We start from the raw sequence: 17,871 nt of genomic DNA on the forward strand, positions 1-17,871 counted from the left end.
CGCATTGCGCGCAAAGAGGTTGCCATATCAGGTGGCTGGTGGGGTCATTCATCCCGAGCATCCCGAGCATCCCGAGCATCCCGAGCATCCCGAGCATCCCGAGCATCCCGAGCATCCCGAGCATCCCGAGCATCCCGAGCATCCCGAGCATCCCGAATACCCCAAAGCATCTTGATGGTTACGGGAGGCTTGAGCCCGCAAGCGCCATGGCCAGATCAGCGAGCCTCAGGCCGGGGCGGCGAGTATGGGGCCCTTCATCAGGCAAGAAAAAGGGGAGCCAGGCTCCCCCTTTGGTTTGTTGCACAGCGGTCAGAACTTGTAGAGCCAGGAGACGGCGGTGAAGTAGCCGTTGTAGTCCTGATTCAGGTTGCCGAGGTTGCGCTCTTCGCCTGTGTAGAGGTAATCCACATCCTGGAAGTACTCGTAGCGCACATCCCAGCGCAGCGAGTGCTGCTTGGTGAGCTGATAGAGGGCATAGCCTTCCAGCCGGTGCTGCTTGCTGGTCAGATCCGGGTAGTCATAGCCCTTGCTGGCGTCCGTCTTGCCGCGGCCATAGGCGAAGCTGTAGTCGAACCCAAGCTCGAGATCCCGGTCAAACGCCTTCTTCTGGGTCAGTCCCAGCCCCAGGGTGGTGATCTCGTCGCGCACCGCCGTGCTGTAGGGATCCCAGTCCGGCGCGCCTGTGTAGGCATGGTTCTGGGCTGAGCTTATCCACTGCAGGTTGCTGAACAGATGCCCGCTCAGGTTGTCGTCAAACTGCTGGTTGAGGGTCAAGTCGAGGCCATAGTCCTTGCCCTCGCTGCGCCCTATGTCCGGCTCCTTGTAATCATCCTTGGCCCACCAGCCTTCCAGGCTTGCATCCAGCCCCTCGCTGAACTGGTAGCCGAGATCGGTTCTGAGCTCCACCCGGCCCCGATCGGCCAGGTAGAACTGGCGCAGGGTCGGGCTACCGTTGCCACCGTCGCTGTCATGGCGCCAGTCAGAGCCGTTGCGGGTGCTCCAGGCGAGCTTGCCACCCAGTTGCAAGGCTCCGACCGGGCGATAGCGCCCCTTGAGAAACAGGGTGTGTTCGTCGGTGTCGCGCCGATCGGCCTGTTCCCGCTGATCGGCCTTGTACTGGTAGCCGGTGGTGAGCTTGACGGAGCGACTGAGCCTGTAGTCGGCCTCCAGATCCGCCTTGCTGCGGGTGCGCTCACTCTTGCTGCGCTGCTTGCCGACCACTGCGTATTCGTCCGACTTGTCCTTGCGATCCCGATATTCCCCACCGGCGCGCAGGGTGAGATCCCGGCCAAAGCGGCCCACCCACTTGGCGTCAGCCTGCAAGGTGCTTACCTCGCCGTGGAAGTCATCCTGGGCGACGGGGGCATTGCGAAAGGCGGTCAGGCTACCGTTGGAGCTGGCCTGGCTGCTGAGGACGCGGCCGGTCAGGCTCTGCCTGTCCCAGTTGTACTGGCCGGAGAGGCTCAGCTGGTGGAAGTTGTTGTCCGGCTCATAGGCGCGTTCATTGGCGTAAGGGTCGGTGACGCTGCCGTAATAGAGGGCCGTGTCATCGGTGCGGTAGAGAGAGCCGTTGTAGGCGAGATCGACCAGCCAGCCCTTGCCCAGATAACTGACGCCGCTCTTGACCAGGGTGGTCGAGGTGCCGTCGACGGGCTTGGGCAAGAGGCCAGGTACGCCGCCGACCCCGGGTACGGTCGGCTGGTAGTAGGCGAGGGTGGCCTCTTTTTTCTCGTGAGAAAAATCGGCATAGGGGCGCCACGGGCTTTTCGGCGTATAGGCGAGCCCGGCGGTCAGCTTCTTGCGCACCACCTCCTTGTCAAATTCGGCCAGCTGGCTCTGGGTCAGCGGGCTCTCTCCCGGTTGATAGACGCTGCGGCCATGGGAATTCCAGTAGAAGGGGGACTCCGAGTAGCCCATCTTGGCGCGAACGCCATCATAGTGGCCCTGCTCCAGCGCCAGGCTGAAGCGCTCCATGCCGAGGTTTTTCGCCTCGAGGGAGCCGTAGCGGGAGCCTTCCCCCCGGTATTGCAGATCGGCGTTGAAGATGCCGAGCATGCCGCTGTCCTGCTGGCTGGGCACCCAGTTGCGAAAGCGGGTGGCGCCGTCATCGTTGGCATAGCCGGCCCCCAGCGCCACCTCGCCAAACCAGCCGCTGTCGCCCTCGCATGACTTGCAACTCCAGCGCTCTGTCTTGGCCGGTTTGGCCTGCTGCAGGGAATAGTCCCCGACTGCCAGCGGCTGCTCGGCCGCCTGGGCCGAACAGACCGCCAGCAGGGAGAGCCAAAGTGTTGAATATTTCATGACTTCTCTCCTCAGCGTTGCAGGGATTGACCATTGGGGTGGTTGGTCCCGTGGATCTGGTTATGACAATTCAGGCAACTGCCGCCACGCACCTTGAGATCCCCCTCGGGGATGGAGACGTTGGCATGGGGCACGCTGTGGCACTCCTGACACAGTTGCGGTACCCGCTTGTTGAGCAGCGCCTGGTTGATGGAACCGTGCGGGCTGTGGCAGAGGGAGCAATCCTCGGTCACCGGTTCGTGTTCCCACAGGAAGGGGCCCCGTTTCTCGGCATGGCACTCGTAGCAGCTCTCGTTGAGGCTGGGCTGCTTCAGGCTGGCCTCGTTCTGCGACTGGTGCGGGTTGTGGCAGCTGGAGCAGGGCAGTTCGCCATTGAGGATGGGGTGGCTGGTGCGCTTGTGCAGATCGGCCTTCTGCTGGGCGTGGCAGCTGGTACAGGTCTCGACCTGCTGCTTGCTGTCCATCACAGGATCCTTGGCCTGGTGCAGGCTGTGGCAGCTGGTGCAGGAGAGATCCTCCACCGCGTGGGCGCTGGCATGCCAGCCCATCCGCTTGGCGTCTGTGTGGCAGGAGAGGCAGACGCTGTTCTGCTTCTCCACCGGGACCGGCGAGTCGGGGCCGAAGGTGATCATGGGTTCCCGCTGCTGCCCCTTGCGGGGGTTGCGCGGGTGGTTGCCGGCGGGGCCGTGGCAGGCTTCGCACTGCTTGTCCGCCATGGGGCCATTCTGGTTGCCAAGGTTGCCGTGCACATTGTGGAAGATTCCGGTGGCGGGCTTGCGCGAGTCGGCATCGTGACACTTGAGGCAGGTATCGGCGCCCTTGGGGGAGTATTTTCCCTGATCGAATTTCTGGTCTAGGGTGGCCTCGACCTGCAGGCGGGGATCGGCATCGGCCGCCGCCGGCCGGGCATCACTCTTGGCCCAGACAGGCAGGCAACTGAGTGCCAGCAAACCCGCCAGGAGCCACTGCGGGGTGGTTATTTTCATATCGTGTCCTTCAACGGCAGAGGGCCAGGGGCAAGTCCCCTGGCCTGGTGGTCTCAACGGAAGTCATACACCTTGTGAACCTTGTCGACGCCCTGCTCCTGCCCGACGGCATGGCAAGACGCGCACTGTTCAACCCCGGTGGCGGCTTCTATCGTGTCTGCACCAAAGATGGCGCCGTTGTTCTTCATGTGGGTTGCCCACTCGTCCCCGGCGACCGGGGTGTCCGGCTTGACCAGACCCAGCGGCGACTTGAGGTGGCAGCTGGCACAGACCACCAGGGTCGGGCTGAAGAACTTGGGTTGCTTGTTGTCTGCCGTGGTGCTCACCAGGGAGGGACGCTCGTTCTGCTGGTTGGGCAGGTTGTATTGCGCCTTGGTGTGGCAGGACTCGCAGTTGTTCAGCTTGCCCGGGAAGGTGGCGTCCCCGCTGCGGTGGGAACCGTAGGCGTGGAAGGAGTGCACGTGGTACTTGAGGTCGCCCGGCACGCCCGCGTAGAAGGAGCTGCGGGTGGCGTTGTGACAGCTGGTGCACTGGGCAAAGTCCTTGGAGGCGTGGGCCGAGCCCGCGTTCCCCTTGGTGTGGATGGCCAGATCCTTGTGACAGCCGTTGCAGGAGGTCAGATCCGCGCCCGCCTTGAGCACATAGCTGCCGTCGACCCCGCCCTCGACCCGGAAGTAGGCCTTGGCCGGGTTGATGGCCACGTAGGAGAGGGCGCTGGCGGTGCTGCTGCAGGGGAGCAGATCCCCGGCGGCGAAGGCGCCGTTGCGATCCGCCTTGCGGGCCACGCACACCTGCAACTCGGCGACCGTGGCCGCCAGGGTGCCGGTGACCTCGTTGCCCACCTCTTTGCGGCACAGGAAGCTGCCGCCGCCCTGGCTCTCGCACTTGGTGAAGTCAATCTTGTTGCCGGTGACGAAGGTTTGCGGGTTGGTGTAGGCCAGCTCGAAGCCGCTGCCCTGATCCCAGTTGACCAGGATGTAGGGGGCCTTGGCCAGATCGCCGTACTTGATGTACTTGAGCACCCCGTCCATGGTCTCGACCGGGCTGCCATCGGCAGTCACTGTCAGCTCGACCTCTATGTTGGGCGCCGCGTAGCGCACGTCATCGAATTTGAACACCAGCTTGTCGCGACCGGCGGCTTCATTGGCGAGATAGCCCATGTGCACGCTGCTGGGGGACTTGGTGTTGCCCGGCTCTTCCGCATGGCACTGGGTACAGAGGGTGCCGCTGTTGATCTTGCCGTTGATGTGGCTGACGTAACCGGTCGCCGTGGTGGAGTCCGCGTGGCAGGCGCCGCAGGGTTTCTCCTGGGCATGTTGCCAGTTGTTGGCGTTCGGCGTGGTCGGGGTGACCTCCTTGTGGCAGGTGTCGCAGTTGCGCGGATCCTGCGGGAAGTGGCTCACCAGCTTGGTGGCGGTCGGGTCCAGATTGCCGTGCAGCTTGTGCACCAGAGTGGTCAGATCGCCGCGCCCGCTGCCGGGCACGCTCTCGTTGTGGCAGGTGACGCAGAGCTTGGGATCGGCGCGGTTGCTGTGGTGGATTGGCTGCTTCATGTGGCAGCTGTCGCAGCTCTGCTGCTCCAGGATGTCGCGGGTCAGCAGTGGCGCCGTGCCGGCGGGCACCCAGTCCAGCACATAGTCGGTGACCGGAATGTCGTTGCTGCCACCGAAGTAGATGCCGAGGCGGTGAGTCGCTGCCTCATCCCAGCGGATCAAGCCGTTGTTGTCCAGCGAATCGCTCGGATAAGGGTCGCGCACCGTGGTGGCATTGAAGGAGAAGGTGTAGCGGTACTGGCCATTGCCAAGGGGTTCCAGCTTGCCGCTGTTTTCACCGGTCGGCCGGTTGTTCTTGGTGCTGTAGATGAAGCTCTTCCAGACGACAGGGTCTTGCCGCGCGGCGTCACGGCCGGGGATCACCTTGGTCAGGGTGAAGGAGGGGAGTGTGGTTCCCAGTTCATAACCCTTGCCTTGCTTGTCGGTGACGCTGAACTGCACCGAGAGTTGGCCGCTTTCGTTTAACTGGGGAGTGGATGCCGAGATGATCAGCGAGTCCGGGGTACCGGGCGGGGGGGGCGGTGGATCTGTCTTGTCGTTTCCGTCGCCACCGCCACCACAGGACGACAGGGCGAACACCATTGCTGCAGCCACCAATACTTTCCAGTATTTCATTGTTTTATCCTTTTTTATCGGACTTATTGTTCCATGTATGAGCCAAGTCAAAAAATTCCCAAAAACATACTACTTAAGGGTCAAACGAGGACTTAATACGGTATAAATAATTTCCATCTTAATTGTAAGGTTTATATATTAACCGGCGTTGACCGAAGTCTCAAAAACGGATCTCAAAGTAAGCTGAGAGAAAAAAATGTCTGTTTCGATTGAGATTTTTAGGTCTTTTCTGCACGAGGGATGAGAAATGAAACGCAGTATGAAACTGGAAATGCTGGGATTGTCGTTACTGTTGGGCTCCATTGGCACCGCACATGCCAGCATGGATTCCTTGGTGGAGACATGTAATTCATGTCATGGAAGTCAGGGGATCAGCACCCATAACGACATCCCGACCATCGCCGGGCTGGCAGAGGCCAACCTCAGCGAGCAGCTGCGCACCTACCTGGATGGGCGCCCTGCCAAGACCGTTAATCATGTCACCGGTGACACCAGCGAGCAGGGGAACATGACCGACATAGTTAAGGGCCTTAGCGACGAGCAGATCGACGAGCTGGCGGCCCACTATGCCGAGCTGCCTTACAAGCCGATGAAGCAGCCCTTCGATGCGGCGCTGGCCAAGGCGGGGCAGAAGCTTCATGAAGAGTCCGGCTGCAAGAAGTGCCACTCGGAAGGGGGCTCGGTGGTGGAAGACGAAGCCTCCATCCTCTCCGGTCAGCCCAAGGGCTACCTGCTGACCTCGCTGCAGGAGTTCAAGGCCGGCAAGCGCAGCAACGACGAGAAGATGAACAAGGCCATCATCGCCATGAGCGATGCGGACCTCAAGGCCCTGGCCGAGTACTACGCGAGCCAGCAGTAACCGTCGCTGCACCCACTCCCATTGACGCAGCCACCCTGCCGCCCGCCGGCGGGGTGTGCTCCTGCTACCCGGTCATGACCGTCAAAGGAGCTGTTGTCAGCTCCTTTTTTGCGCACTGGGGGAGATGACACCCGCCGGGTGTCCCTGATCCGGAGTTTCCTATGAAAGATGTCATCAAGTGGCTGCTGCTCGGCTGCCTCTGCCTGGGCACCACCCAGTTTGCCAGGGCCGAGGTGGCCCCGGCTACCGACACCCAGACCACCAACACACAGGCTACCAATACTCAGGCCGCGCCGGCCGATCAGCCGACTCTGGCCGAACGTCAGGCCAAGGCGGAGAAGAAAAAGGCCGCCGCCAGGAAAGCGGCTGCCCGTTTTGCCAAGTGCGACAAGTGTCACGACGGGGAGGAGGGGATGCACGGCAAGCACGGCAGCGTCACCAACCCCAACACGGGTGAACAGGTCACCTGCACCAACTGTCACGGCAATGCGTCGGCCGATCACCGCAAACAGCGCGGCGGCATGGTCGATGTGATGCGCTTTGGCAACGAGGCGTTTCCCCTCAGCCAGCAGAACGGCGTCTGCATGAGTTGCCATGAGCCGGACGATCTGCGCAAGGCATTGTGGGCCCACGATGTGCACGCCACCCGGGTGAGCTGCACCAGTTGCCACCAGCTGCACCCGGCCAGGGAGCCCATGGTCGGCATCCCCGAGAAGTCCCGCATCAAGCTGTGCGTCGACTGCCACAGCAAGCAGCATGAGGCCAGGCAGCAGGCTGCCGTCAAGGAGGGCGCATGAGCACGACCCGTCGCGAATTCATGGTGGGCATGAGTGCCGGCGCCCTGATCCTGATGACAGGTTCGCACCGTGCCCTCGCCAACAGCATGACCATAGAGGGGGTACGCTACGGCATGATCCACGACGAGACGGCCTGCATCGGCTGTACCGTCTGCATGGACGCCTGCCGCGAGGTGAACCAGGTGCCAGCAGGGGTCGCCCGGCTGCAGATCCTGCGCAGCGGCCCCGTGGGGGCGTATCCGGTGCAGGCGTACCGCTTCTTTCGCAAATCCTGCCAGCACTGCGACAACGCCCCCTGCGTGCACGTCTGTCCGACCGGTGCCTCCCACATCCGGGCCGAGGATGGCATAGTCGACATCAATCCCGATCTCTGCGTCGGCTGTCGCTATTGCCTCGCGGCCTGCCCCTATCAGGTGCGTTTCATCAACCCGGTCACCCGCGTCGCCGACAAGTGTGATTTTTGCCGCAAGACCAACCTGGCCAACGGCAAGCAGCCGGCCTGCGTGGAGTCATGTCCCACCAGGGCGCTGGTGTTCGGCAATCTGGACGATCCCCAAAGCCCCATCGCCAGGCGGCTGGTGCAGGAGACCACTTATCGCTACAAACAGTTCCTCGGCACCTCGCCCAAGATGTACCGGGTGCCGAAAGGGGAGGTGAAGTCATGATCCCATTTCATCCGTATGACGCAGACCGGCTGACGGGAGGGAAGCACCATGTGGCATGACGCATTCCATTTCGACTCCCTGGTGTGGGATGGTCCCATCGCCATCTACCTGTTCCTGCTCGGTATCTCGGCAGGCTCGGCGACCCTCTCGGTGCTGCTGCGGCGCCAGGGGGCCGGCAGCGAGAGCGGCATCATCAGGGCGACCGCCATACTGGCACCGCTCTCGGTGATCCTGGGGCTCCTGATCCTTATCTTCCATCTGGCCCGGCCCTGGACCTTCTGGAAGCTGATGTTCCACTACCAGTTCGACTCCGTCATGTCGATGGGGGTCATGCTGTTCCAGATCTACATGGCCGTGCTGTTCGCCTGGCTGGCGGTGGTGTTCAGAGTCGAGATCGCGGCGCTGCGTCGGCAGCTGCTGGCGGACAAGTTCGCCTTTGTCGATACCCTGATTGGCTGGCTCGCCCGCATCGAGCGCTTGCTGGCACCGCTGTTGTTGCTGCTGGCGGTGTTGCTCGGGGCCTACACCGGCTTTCTGCTCTCCGCCCTCAAGACCTACCCCATGCTCAACAACCCGATCCTGCCGGCGCTGTTTCTGGTCTCCGGCATCAGCTCGGGGGTGGCCTCTACCATCTTGCTGGCGGTGACCCTGTTTCGGGAGGACGGCCACAGCCAGGGGGTGAGTTTCGTGCACAGGTTCGAGCGGCCCATAGTGGCCATCGAAATCTTCCTGCTGGTCTGCTTCTTCATCGGCCTCTACTTCGGTGGTGGTCAGCGAGAGGTCGCCATGTGGGCGGCGATCGGCGGTGGTTTCTGGTCCCAGGTGTTCTGGTTCGGGGTGATAGGCCTTGGCATAGTGCTGCCCCAGTCGCTGGGGCTGCTTGGCGGCAAGAAGCGGGCGCACCAGCCAGCCCGCTTGGCGCTCATCTGCAGCCTGAGTCTGGTGGGGATACTGCTGCTGCGTTACTTCATCCTCTATGCCGGCCAGATGAATGTGATGTAAGGCGCACGATGCTCGAAAGGCGCTTGGCTGGGCGCAGAGAAAAAGCAAAAAGGCGGGATGATCCCGCCTTTTTCATGGCCGTTTGCCGCTGTTGTTCGCCAACGGTCGCTCAGGCATCAGCCCCTTGCAGGGCCCGCACTTCGAGGCGTTGCTCGCCGGGGCGGCACACCAGCACGGATCCCTGCTCGAACCAGTCTCCCAGCACGATGCGGCGGGCGGGTTGACCGTCGAGGCTGAAGTCGTGGATGGCGGGCCTGTGGGTGTGGCCGTGGATCATGGTGTTGCAGCCATGCTGGCGCAGCATCTCGTCGACGGCGGCCGGGGTGACATCCATGATGGTCTGGCGTTTGACGGTTTTCTCCATCCGGCTTTGGCCACGGATCTTGTGGGCGATGGCCTGACGGCGGCTCAGCGGCAACCGCAAGAACAGCCAGCGCAGCCACTTGAACTGGGTGATGCGGCGATACTTCTGATATCCCTCATCCTGGGTGCAGAGCAGATCGCCGTGGCTCAGCAGCACCCGCTCCCCATAGAGCTCGATGACACAAGGGTCGCCGAGCAGGGTCATGCCAGCTCGCTTGGCAAACTGCTGGCCCAACATAAAGTCACGGTTGCCGTGAATGAAATAGAGGGGCACCCCCTGCTGGCTCAGGGCCGCAAAGGCCTCTGCGATCTGCTGGTGGAGCGGATTGGGATCGTCGTCACCAATCCAGAATTCAAACAGATCTCCCAACACATAGAGGGCGTCGGCACCGGGTGCGTCGTGCTCCAGAAAGTGCACCAGCGCGGCCGTCATGTCGGGCCGATCGCTGCACAGGTGAATGTCACTGATAAAGAGGGTGCTCATGATGGCGTGCGAGGTGCCCCGATTCTGGCTGTATGGGTCATAGGGTGAGGGTGCCAGTCAAACTGGTCAAGGTTGCGGCCTTCCAGGGTTAACAGCGCCTGATAGGGATCGCCGGACAATTTCAGCAGGCGGCAGATGGCCGCTTCCCCTTTCAGCCCTTGCTGCAGGCGCAGGGCGAGCAGAGTGCGGTAAAAAGCGTGGCCAAAGTGCTCGATCAGGGCGGCCATCAGGCTGAGGTGGCGCCAGCCGTTGAGGGTCTCGACCCGCGCCGGGGTGACATAGAGCTCGATGGGCCAGCTGCGGCCATCGGCATCGGTCAGGGTCTGCTCCAGCAGCCAGATGTCGCTGCCCAGCGCGCGGCGCTGCCAGCCCAGTTCGGCAAATTGGGTGGCTAGTACCGAAGGCGTTGCATGCTGGCAGAGGATGTCGAGATCGCTGCCGGGCCGGTCGAGCCCGATGGCCAGGGTGCTCACCAGCGCCACATCCAGACACTGGCTTTGCAACTCGCGCCACAGGGGCGTGCCGGTGAGCAGGGCGTGGGCCGCGCGCTGGCGCCCGTTGCCGTGGGCCAGATAGTCGAGGCGGCGCCAGTTCGGGCCCGTGGCAAGTGCAGATGGAAAAACTGCGGCCGGGGCCGCAGTCAGTTCATCTCGCAGAAGGCAGAGATCAGTCAGCAAGGGTCACCTTGGTGATCACCACGTCCTCTACCGGTACATCCTGGTGCATGCGGCCGGCGTTGCCGGTCTTGACGCCCTTGATCTTGTTGACCACGTCCATGCCGGCGGTCACTTCACCGAAGACGCAGTAGCCGAAGCCCTGGGTGGTGGCGGATTTGAAATCGAGGAAGTCGTTGTTGTTCACGTTGATGAAGAACTGGGCGCTGGCAGAGTGCGGCTCCATGGTGCGGGCCATGGCGACGGTACCAATCTTGTTGGACAGACCGTTTGCCGCTTCGTTCTTGATGGAGGCGCGGGTCTCTTTCTCTTCAAAGCCAGGGGCATAGCCGCCGCCCTGGATCATGAAGCCGTCGATGACGCGGTGGAAGATGGTGTTGTCGTAGTGACCGTCACGGCAGTATTGCAGGAAGTTGGCCACGGTTTCCGGGGCTTTTTCCGCGTTCAGGGTCAGAGTGATGTCGCCGTGATTGGTGTGCAGAGTAACCATGATATGTCCTTTCATTCTTTGGGCAAAAGTTGCGCGGGCAGATAAGCGGCTCGCAGCTTGTTGCATGGGCTATGGCATAAAGTGGTGGCAATTCTAGCCCATAGTGGTCGTCTGGCATAGCGTTGACATGGCTGTGAGGCCGGATCCGCCCTGTTTTCTGCCTCGTTTTCTCCACCGGATGCGGGTAGAATGGCAGGCCATTTTACTCACAGGCAGTGGTCATAAGATGCTGAAGATATACAACACACTCACTCGTCAAAAAGAAGAATTCAAACCTATCCACCCGGGCAAGGTGGGCATGTATGTGTGTGGCGTCACTATCTACGATCACTGTCATATCGGCCACGGTCGCACCTTCGTCGCCTTCGACGTGGTGGCCCGTTACCTGCGTTACTGCGGTTATCAGCTCAACTACGTGCGCAACGTCACCGACGTGGATGACAAGATCATCAAGCGCGCCGCCGAGACCGGCGTCACCTGTGACGATCTGACCGAGCGCCTGATCGGCGACATGCACCAGGATTTTGATGCCCTCGGCATGGTGCGCCCGGACGTCGAGCCCCGCGCCACCCAGCACATCAGTGAAATCATCGAGCTGGTTGAGAGCCTGATCGCGCAGGATCACGCCTACGTGGCCGACAACGGTGACGTCATGTTCATCGTCGACTCCTACGCCGATTACGGCAAGCTCTCGGGCCAGGATCTGGAGCAGCTGCAAGCCGGTGCCCGCGTGGGCGTGGTGGATGCCAAGCGCAACCCGCTCGACTTCGTGCTGTGGAAGATGTCCAAGCCCGGCGAGCCGACCTGGGAAAGCCCCTGGGGCCCGGGCCGTCCTGGCTGGCACATAGAGTGCTCCGCCATGAACTCCAAGCACCTTGGCAACCACTTCGACATCCACGGCGGCGGCTCGGATCTGCAGTTCCCGCACCACGAGAACGAAATTGCCCAGTCCTGCTGCGCCCACGGTGGTGACTACGTCAACACCTGGATGCACAGCGGCATGGTGATGGTGGATAAAGAGAAGATGTCCAAATCCCTTGGCAACTTCTTCACCATCCGAGACGTCCTGGCTCACTACGATGCCGAGAGCGTGCGTTACTTCCTGATGTCCGGCCACTACCGCAGCCAGCTCAACTACTCGGAAGATAACCTCAAGCAAGCCCGCGCCGCGCTGGAGCGCATGTACACAGCCCTGCGCGACCTGCCGGTGGCTGCCGCCGCCGGTGGTGACGAGCAGGTGGCCCGCTTCAAGGAAGCCATGGACGACGACTTCAACACCCCGGAAGCCTACTCGGCCCTGTTCGATCTGGTGCGCGAGATCAACCGCCAGAAGGCCGAAGACATCACCGTCGCCGCTGGCCTGGGTGCCCGTCTGCGCGAACTGGGCGCCGTGCTCGGCATCCTGCAGCAAGACCCGGACGCCTTCCTCAAGGGCAATGACGCCGATGACGAAGTGGCCGAAATTGAGCAGCTGATCGCCCAGCGCAATCAGGCCCGCGCCGACAAAAACTGGGCCGCCGCCGACGCCGCCAGAGCCCGTCTCACCGAGATGGGTATCGTGCTGGAAGACAGCGCCGGCAAAACCAGCTGGCGCCGCGCCTAAGGCCGGTTGCTCTGTTGGTGCCGACGGGTTGAGCCAATAAAAAAACCGCAGCCTTTGGGCTGCGGTTTTTGTTTGTGGCCTTTCCCGCTAAGCCTCGGTGGCATTCGGTCTGATCCCCTCTCCCCTTGGGGGAGAGGGTCAGGGTGAGGGGATCTAATGTCATTCCCCGGCTGAATGCCATCCAACGCCTTGGATAGCATGGCTTCGCCATGCAGGATGCGAGGGCGCTGCCCTCGACGGGGTTTCGCCCGCCCTTCGGGCTGGGGCGAGTGACTTTTGAAAGACCAAAAGTCACCAAAAGTCTTTTCCCCCGGCAAACCGCCCGCTTCGCGGGTTCCCTCGTCTCGTCCAACGGGTCGGACGGAGCGCCGCAGACGGCACATCCCTGTGCCGACTGCGACTGCGCCATCATCCCTGATGGCGCTCCTGACCCGTTGAACTCGACTCGGCGGTTTGCAGGGGGAACAATACCATGCCTGCCCGTAGCCTTAATTGTTAACTGACAGCCTATCTCGCAGTAGATGCCAAGCCGTTGGCCGAATCGGGTACTGGTTTGAGTGGAAGAAAATTTGAAAAATAGAAAAACTGCAGCTTAAGGCTGCATTTTTTACTGGAAAAATTGTTTTATTTCTTTAATCCATTCAGGAGTAACATCTGCACCATCGAAATCTTCTTCATAGTTGGTGGATGCTTCAATATACTTTTCTGCGAAAATAATCTTATTTTCACCATCATTTGAATGGAAAAACTCTTCGAGTTTAAGGTTTTTTAAGTTTTTTATAAAGTCTGTATTTCCATTGCGGTTGATTGCTTGTATGTCCCTTAGGTCTTCGGTTGCCTGCATGGTCTTTAAAGTAATGGAGAAAATGATAGGGTTAAGGGCTTGCTCTATATCTGTTTTATATGTATCGGAGTGCACTAACGGCAATAAATGAGTTTTTTCTATTTCGCCCTTGTTGCTTAGGCGTCTTATTTTTAAGGTTTTACTGCCGGCATTGATTTCTTCGCATCTTGTGTTGTCTGTATCGATTAAACAGAAAACTTTTCCATTGGTATTTTCTTCTGCCATGGGAATTTCTAAATATTTATACAATCTAATTACTTTTGATTGCCCTCCCATTGGTAATATTCTAAGGTTTTTGTTTTCAATTTCTTCTTTAAAAAAACTTTCAAAGTAAATTTTTTCACTTACACCTTCACAAACAATCCAGTTATATGGTGTGGACATTTTCAATGAATAAAATATAGATTGAACTAAATCATATGTACTTTTAAGGGTGCAGTCTTTGGGGAGTGTATTTCTAGATGCTTCAATTTCTTTTTTTAGTTGTGATCTATAGTCATATAGGTCAAAGCTTTCAAAAAGTATCTTTTTATCGACCTGAGTAAGAAAGTGGCTATGGCCCTTACTTATAATTGGCAGAAAACCATACCAGTGAGTTGTCACTAAAATTTGATTGCTGGTGGATATTTCCTTTAATTTTTCAAATTGTTCATAGCATAATGATGTGTGTAGTGAGTTTTCGGGTTCATCTATCCCTATAATGACCATTCTATCTCTTTCAGAGTTTCTTTTTAGAAAAGCATAAACTAAATTTATTAATGCTTGCCTTTTTTCACCTGCGCTTAGTTCATTAACTTTTGTTAACGAATCCCCGCTTCTTCTATGCAGAACTCTTTTTTGAAAATAAACTTCTAAGATCTTATTTACTAGATCCGCCTTGGTTACTGAATTGTTTCGATCTTGCCCTGTATGATAGCAATATTCTTTTTCTAGTATTACTTCAATTTCAGATACAAAATTACCTAGTGTTTTATTAATCCCCCCTTGATTATTGAAGTTAACCGTGTTTAATGATTTTTCTATTTCAGCCTTTAACTTTTTATCAAAAACCTTCTGCATTTCTGTAGTTTCAATTTTTGTAAAGCTTTCAACCTCTATTTCTACAGGGAAATATATGAAGGAATAAAGACCTTTTAACTCACCATGAAATTTCTTCCAATCAGAATTAGATAGTAGTTTAGATAGTTTTTCTTTTCTATTGCTTGTTGTTTCTCGTTTTTCATGGGGATCGCTATTGACTTTTTCTTCATCCAGCATATATGAAAGGAAACTTTCCTCACCATGGAAACTGGCAAAATATAACCGTGGTACGTTAGACTGTATCTCCGACTCACCAGCAACTATTAGGTAATGAGAGTCAATGGATATTCCTTTCTGCTCTAATAACTGACTCCTGATTTCAAAGAAGTCATTCATGGAGCCTCTAACCCCACTATGTAATGTATTTTTCTGTACCTCCCAGAAGTATTTGCTTATCTTCTCAAACTCCTTCTTTTGTCGTGGCACTTTAGTCTTTTTGATTAAAAATATAGGCGATATAAATGGTTCGTTTCCGGCTGTGGTTAATCCATCTCGTTTTCCATCCTTATTTATAGGATATGGTTTGTCGTTAAAGAATGAATTTAGTGCTTCTAGGATGGAACTTTTACCAACACCATTTTCTCCCACATATGAAACGAAACCATACTTTGAACCAATCGGAATGAATGAGATTCCTTTGTATGCTTTAATGTGCTTCAAAAATACACCAATAATCATTTTGTAATCTCTTAACTTAAGTGCAAATTGTAAGTTCGATTAGCGAAGCGTAATCGGGCGATCGAGAAATAAAGTGTTACCACAGTGAAATCCTCACTATCTGGTCTTAAAAATAAGACCATGCCCCAATAGGGCGGTGTGCTGCTTGTTGCTGTATTCAAATTCACTTTTCACCCATGGAACTAAGCTGATTTCACTTATTGCATCGGTGAGACAGTCTGGTCTCGGGGTCTCGGGGTCTCGGGTTGCCCCCTGTTGTTCGCCGAGGTGAGCCCGTTTGTCCAGGCCGCGAGGCAGGATGCCGAGCGAGCGCCGCTGGGCCAGGGATGGCCCATCGGCGCGTGCCGTAGGACAAACGGGTGAACCGAGGGAACCCGACGCAGGAGGGCGAACAAGTGGGGGTGGCCTTTCTTTTGGTGACTTTTCTTTGGCCACGCAAAGAAAAGTCACTCGCCAAGCCGCGCAGCGGCGGCGAAACCCCGTCGAGGGCAGCGCCCTCGTGTCCTGCATGGCGAAGCCATGCCATTCAGGCGTTGGGCGACATTGCACCAAGCAATGACGTTACCCAACCCCTCACCCTAACCCTCTCCCGCAAGGGGAGAGGGTACTGTTGCCGCGGACGATTACGCTTCGCTAATCGACCCTACACGCTTATTGGCACCCTACCTTTCTCCCGCAAGGGAAGAGGGGATTGTTGCCGCGGACGATTACGCTTCGCTAATCGACCCTACAGGCTTATTGCACCCTGCGCCTCGTCCAGTGGTGGGAGAGGCGCACTCCCGTTGCTTGGTGCCCCGTCCCCCTAGATGCTAGGATGCCGAACTTTCCTCTTATCCAACCCTTATCAGTTATGGCAAACCGGCTAGTCGACAGTAAAAACAGGATCACTCGGGCAGGGCGCTGGCTCGCGACCCGCGGGGCCGCGCTCTTTGCCGAACTCTCGGAGTTTCAGCAGCGCATCTGGGTGGTCAGCATAGTGAACGACACCTACACGGATACCTTTATCGTCAATGAAGGCAGTTTCGAGGAGCCCATGCAGTGGATGCGGCGCAAGCAGTACAACGCCGACATGCTGCAGCGGGTCGATGCCATGCAGCGCGCTCAGGTGATCCAGTTCGAGCTGGGTGACATCCGCCATCGCCTGATGCGGGTCAAATAACCTGATAGCCCCGAGTCGTATCGGGCGTTGGGCCAAACGGGGCGGCTTGCAGGCACACACTCCCTCTCTATCCGCGACAGTTGCTACCGCCCCTGGCTGTCGCTACCACAATGCGCTGTTGACCATCAGAGGCAACCAGGGGGCCAACAGGCACCTTGGTTATCTTACGGAGCCGTCTCGGCCCGATCCATGGAATTCCATTGAATTAGTGATGCAAGTGTCAGAATTAAATAGTTTTTTGAGCCGGCTCAAGGTTGCTGTGCAGCCTTGGCCACAGGGCGGCGAGTGACGTGAGTGTTGGCGCTTCGCCAAGTGTGGTGCTGGGCTGGTGGCCGTGCGCTGCCGGGGTGCGCCAGATCTGCACCACCATCCGTGCCAAGCCAAGCCAAGCCAAGCCAAGCCAAGCCAAGCTGCGGGCTGGGCAAGGGGGCAGGAGAGGGCATCTGGTGCATTGGCCCCTCGGCGGTCTGTTGCTCACCCCATGGCAAGGCAGCGGGCTCTTATGCAGCCGGTCTGGCTGCCCGCTGGCGCCGTCTGGCGACGACTGCGAGCAGGGTGGCACATTTAGTCGGCATCAGGCCCCGGCCTTGCTTGTGAAGGGGCCCAGGGGTTGGCTATCGTTTCAGTAATCGACATGCAAGCAGGGAGGTGTGCATGGACAGAATATTGCAGACGTTGTCGCTGCAGGTGACCGAGGCGCGGGATCTGGAGAGTCTGACCCGCCCGCTGCTGGAGATGCTAGAGACGGTCACCGGGCTCGAGTCCACCTATCTGACCGAGATAGACCTGGGTCACGACATCCAACATATCCGCTATGCCCACAACACGGCCGAGCTGCAGATCCCCGAGGGGGGCTCGGTGGCCTGGGGGGATGCCCTCTGCCGCCGGGCCCTCGATGAGGGGCGCTTCTATACCGACGATGTGGCGAGCTGCTGGGGGGATTCCCAGGCGGCGCGGGCGCTCGGCATTCGCACCTATCTGAGCTGTCCCGTGCTGACCCCCTCCGGCTCCCTCTATGGCACTCTGTGCGCCGCCAGCGCCGAGCACAAGCCGCTGGTCGCAGGCTCGGATCATCTGCTTGCCTTCTTTGCCCGGCTGATCGCCGAGCTGGTGGAGCGGGAGCAACTGCTCTTGCAGTTGCAGCGGGCCAACAAGGAGCTGTCGAGCCAGGCGCTGAGCGATCCCCTGACCGGTCTGCCCAACCGGCGGGCACTGATGCACGAGCTCAACCGCCTGTTTTCCCTCGCGGAGCGGGTCGAACATCCGCTGCTGCTCGCCTTTATCGATCTCGACGGCTTCAAGGCCATCAACGACACCCACGGCCATGCTGCCGGCGATCTGCTGTTGCAGACAGTGGCGAGGGCGCTCTCGAGCGTGCTGCGCGACGGCGATCTGCTGGCGCGGGTGGGGGGCGACGAATTTGTTGCCGTGGGCGTGGGGCCGCTGTGCGGTGAAGAGACGCTGGAGGCGGCGGTGCAGGGCTTTCAGCGCCGCTTGTGCGAGTGCAGCCAGGTGCAGCTGCCATTGCCTTCCCGCGTGCTGCACTATCCCGGTGCCAGCGTGGGAGTCGTGGCCATAGAGCCGGCCAATACCTCGATCGACGAGGCCCTGCGGCTGGCCGATGCCAGCATGTATGCGGTCAAGCGTCTGCGCCGCACACAGATCTGACGGCGCCAACCGGCAAAAACAAGGGGCCCCGCTGGGCCCCTTGTCTTGCT

The 17,871-nt window shown here is 58.7% G+C and carries 15 protein-coding genes; 8 read left to right on the plus strand and 7 right to left on the minus strand.

Going from position 1 to position 17,871, the window contains the following annotated elements; genetic code table 11:
- Positions 1-4 precede the first annotated feature (4 nt).
- Complete coding sequence (locus CK910_RS13390) at positions 5-175, plus strand: hypothetical protein (protein WP_172955310.1); 171 nt, start codon at positions 5-7, stop codon at positions 173-175.
- 134 nt (positions 176-309) lie between these two features.
- Here the strand turns inward: CK910_RS13390 and CK910_RS13395 are convergent, their stop codons facing one another.
- Genes CK910_RS13395 through CK910_RS13405 form a run of 3 tightly spaced genes read right to left on the minus strand, consistent with a single transcriptional unit; the run spans position 310 to position 5,455 of the window.
- On the minus strand, positions 310-2,301 hold the full coding sequence (locus tag CK910_RS13395; RefSeq protein ID WP_098983638.1) for an MtrB/PioB family decaheme-associated outer membrane protein: 1,992 nt from the start codon (positions 2,299-2,301) through the stop codon (positions 310-312).
- A gap of 11 nt (positions 2,302-2,312) precedes the next feature.
- Complete coding sequence (locus CK910_RS13400; RefSeq protein WP_042866040.1) at positions 2,313-3,287, minus strand: DmsE family decaheme c-type cytochrome; 975 nt, start codon at positions 3,285-3,287, stop codon at positions 2,313-2,315.
- Positions 3,288-3,340: 53 nt separating this feature from the next.
- The gene (locus tag CK910_RS13405; RefSeq protein ID WP_098983639.1) at positions 3,341-5,455 is read right to left on the minus strand and encodes an OmcA/MtrC family decaheme c-type cytochrome; all 2,115 of its coding nucleotides are present in this window, start codon (positions 5,453-5,455) and stop codon (positions 3,341-3,343) included.
- A gap of 247 nt (positions 5,456-5,702) precedes the next feature.
- Here CK910_RS13405 and pdsA point away from each other — a divergent pair, with 247 nt between their 5' ends.
- The 4 genes from pdsA to nrfD all read left to right on the plus strand — a co-directional run bounded on the left by pdsA (position 5,703) and on the right by nrfD (position 8,778).
- Entirely contained in the window at positions 5,703-6,314 is a 612-nt protein-coding gene (gene pdsA, locus CK910_RS13410; RefSeq protein WP_098983640.1) for a periplasmic diheme shuttle PdsA, read from the plus strand.
- A 161-nt stretch (positions 6,315-6,475) separates the two neighbouring features.
- A complete protein-coding gene (netB, locus tag CK910_RS13415; protein ID WP_098983641.1) occupies positions 6,476-7,111 on the plus strand; it encodes an Nrf-like electron transfer protein NetB in 636 nt (211 codons plus the stop codon).
- Positions 7,108-7,776 carry a 4Fe-4S dicluster domain-containing protein gene (locus CK910_RS13420; protein WP_098983642.1) on the plus strand — a complete coding sequence of 223 codons (669 nt, stop codon included), beginning with the start codon at positions 7,108-7,110 and terminating at the stop codon, positions 7,774-7,776. The genes netB and CK910_RS13420 overlap by 4 nt, the downstream gene beginning before the upstream one ends.
- 48 nt (positions 7,777-7,824) lie before the next feature.
- Complete coding sequence (gene nrfD, locus CK910_RS13425; protein ID WP_098983643.1) at positions 7,825-8,778, plus strand: cytochrome c nitrite reductase subunit NrfD; 954 nt, start codon at positions 7,825-7,827, stop codon at positions 8,776-8,778.
- Positions 8,779-8,887: 109 nt separating this feature from the next.
- Here nrfD and lpxH read toward each other — a convergent pair whose 3' ends face one another.
- From lpxH to CK910_RS13440, 3 genes are read right to left on the minus strand one after another with little or no spacing between them, the layout of a single operon-like run.
- Positions 8,888-9,625 (minus strand): UDP-2,3-diacylglucosamine diphosphatase, encoded by a 738-nt coding sequence (gene lpxH, locus CK910_RS13430; RefSeq protein ID WP_098983644.1) that lies wholly within the window; start codon positions 9,623-9,625, stop codon positions 8,888-8,890.
- Positions 9,622-10,302 carry a DUF4269 domain-containing protein gene (locus CK910_RS13435; protein WP_098983645.1) on the minus strand — a complete coding sequence of 227 codons (681 nt, stop codon included), beginning with the start codon at positions 10,300-10,302 and terminating at the stop codon, positions 9,622-9,624. Before CK910_RS13435 ends, lpxH begins: the two co-directional genes overlap by 4 nt.
- Positions 10,292-10,789 (minus strand): peptidylprolyl isomerase, encoded by a 498-nt coding sequence (locus CK910_RS13440; RefSeq protein ID WP_042866052.1) that lies wholly within the window; start codon positions 10,787-10,789, stop codon positions 10,292-10,294. The genes CK910_RS13435 and CK910_RS13440 overlap by 11 nt, the downstream gene beginning before the upstream one ends.
- Before the next feature lie 226 nt (positions 10,790-11,015).
- Here CK910_RS13440 and cysS point away from each other — a divergent pair, with 226 nt between their 5' ends.
- Positions 11,016-12,392, plus strand: a complete 1,377-nt coding sequence (gene cysS, locus CK910_RS13445; RefSeq protein ID WP_098983646.1) for a cysteine--tRNA ligase — start codon at positions 11,016-11,018, stop codon at positions 12,390-12,392.
- A gap of 607 nt (positions 12,393-12,999) precedes the next feature.
- Here cysS and CK910_RS13450 read toward each other — a convergent pair.
- Positions 13,000-14,994, minus strand: a complete 1,995-nt coding sequence (locus CK910_RS13450; RefSeq protein WP_098983647.1) for an ATP-dependent nuclease — start codon at positions 14,992-14,994, stop codon at positions 13,000-13,002.
- Positions 14,995-15,844: 850 nt separating this feature from the next.
- Between CK910_RS13450 and CK910_RS13455 the strand changes: the two genes are divergently transcribed.
- On the plus strand, positions 15,845-16,153 hold the full coding sequence (locus tag CK910_RS13455) for a hypothetical protein (protein ID WP_098983648.1): 309 nt from the start codon (positions 15,845-15,847) through the stop codon (positions 16,151-16,153).
- Between the two features lie 654 nt (positions 16,154-16,807).
- Complete coding sequence (locus CK910_RS13460) at positions 16,808-17,821, plus strand: GGDEF domain-containing protein (RefSeq protein WP_098983649.1); 1,014 nt, start codon at positions 16,808-16,810, stop codon at positions 17,819-17,821.
- The last annotated feature ends 50 nt before the right edge of the window (positions 17,822-17,871 follow it).

It is taken from the genome of Aeromonas sp. CA23 (genome assembly GCF_002587065.1).
In the GTDB taxonomy this organism is placed as follows: Bacteria; Pseudomonadota; Gammaproteobacteria; order Enterobacterales; family Aeromonadaceae; genus Aeromonas; species Aeromonas bestiarum.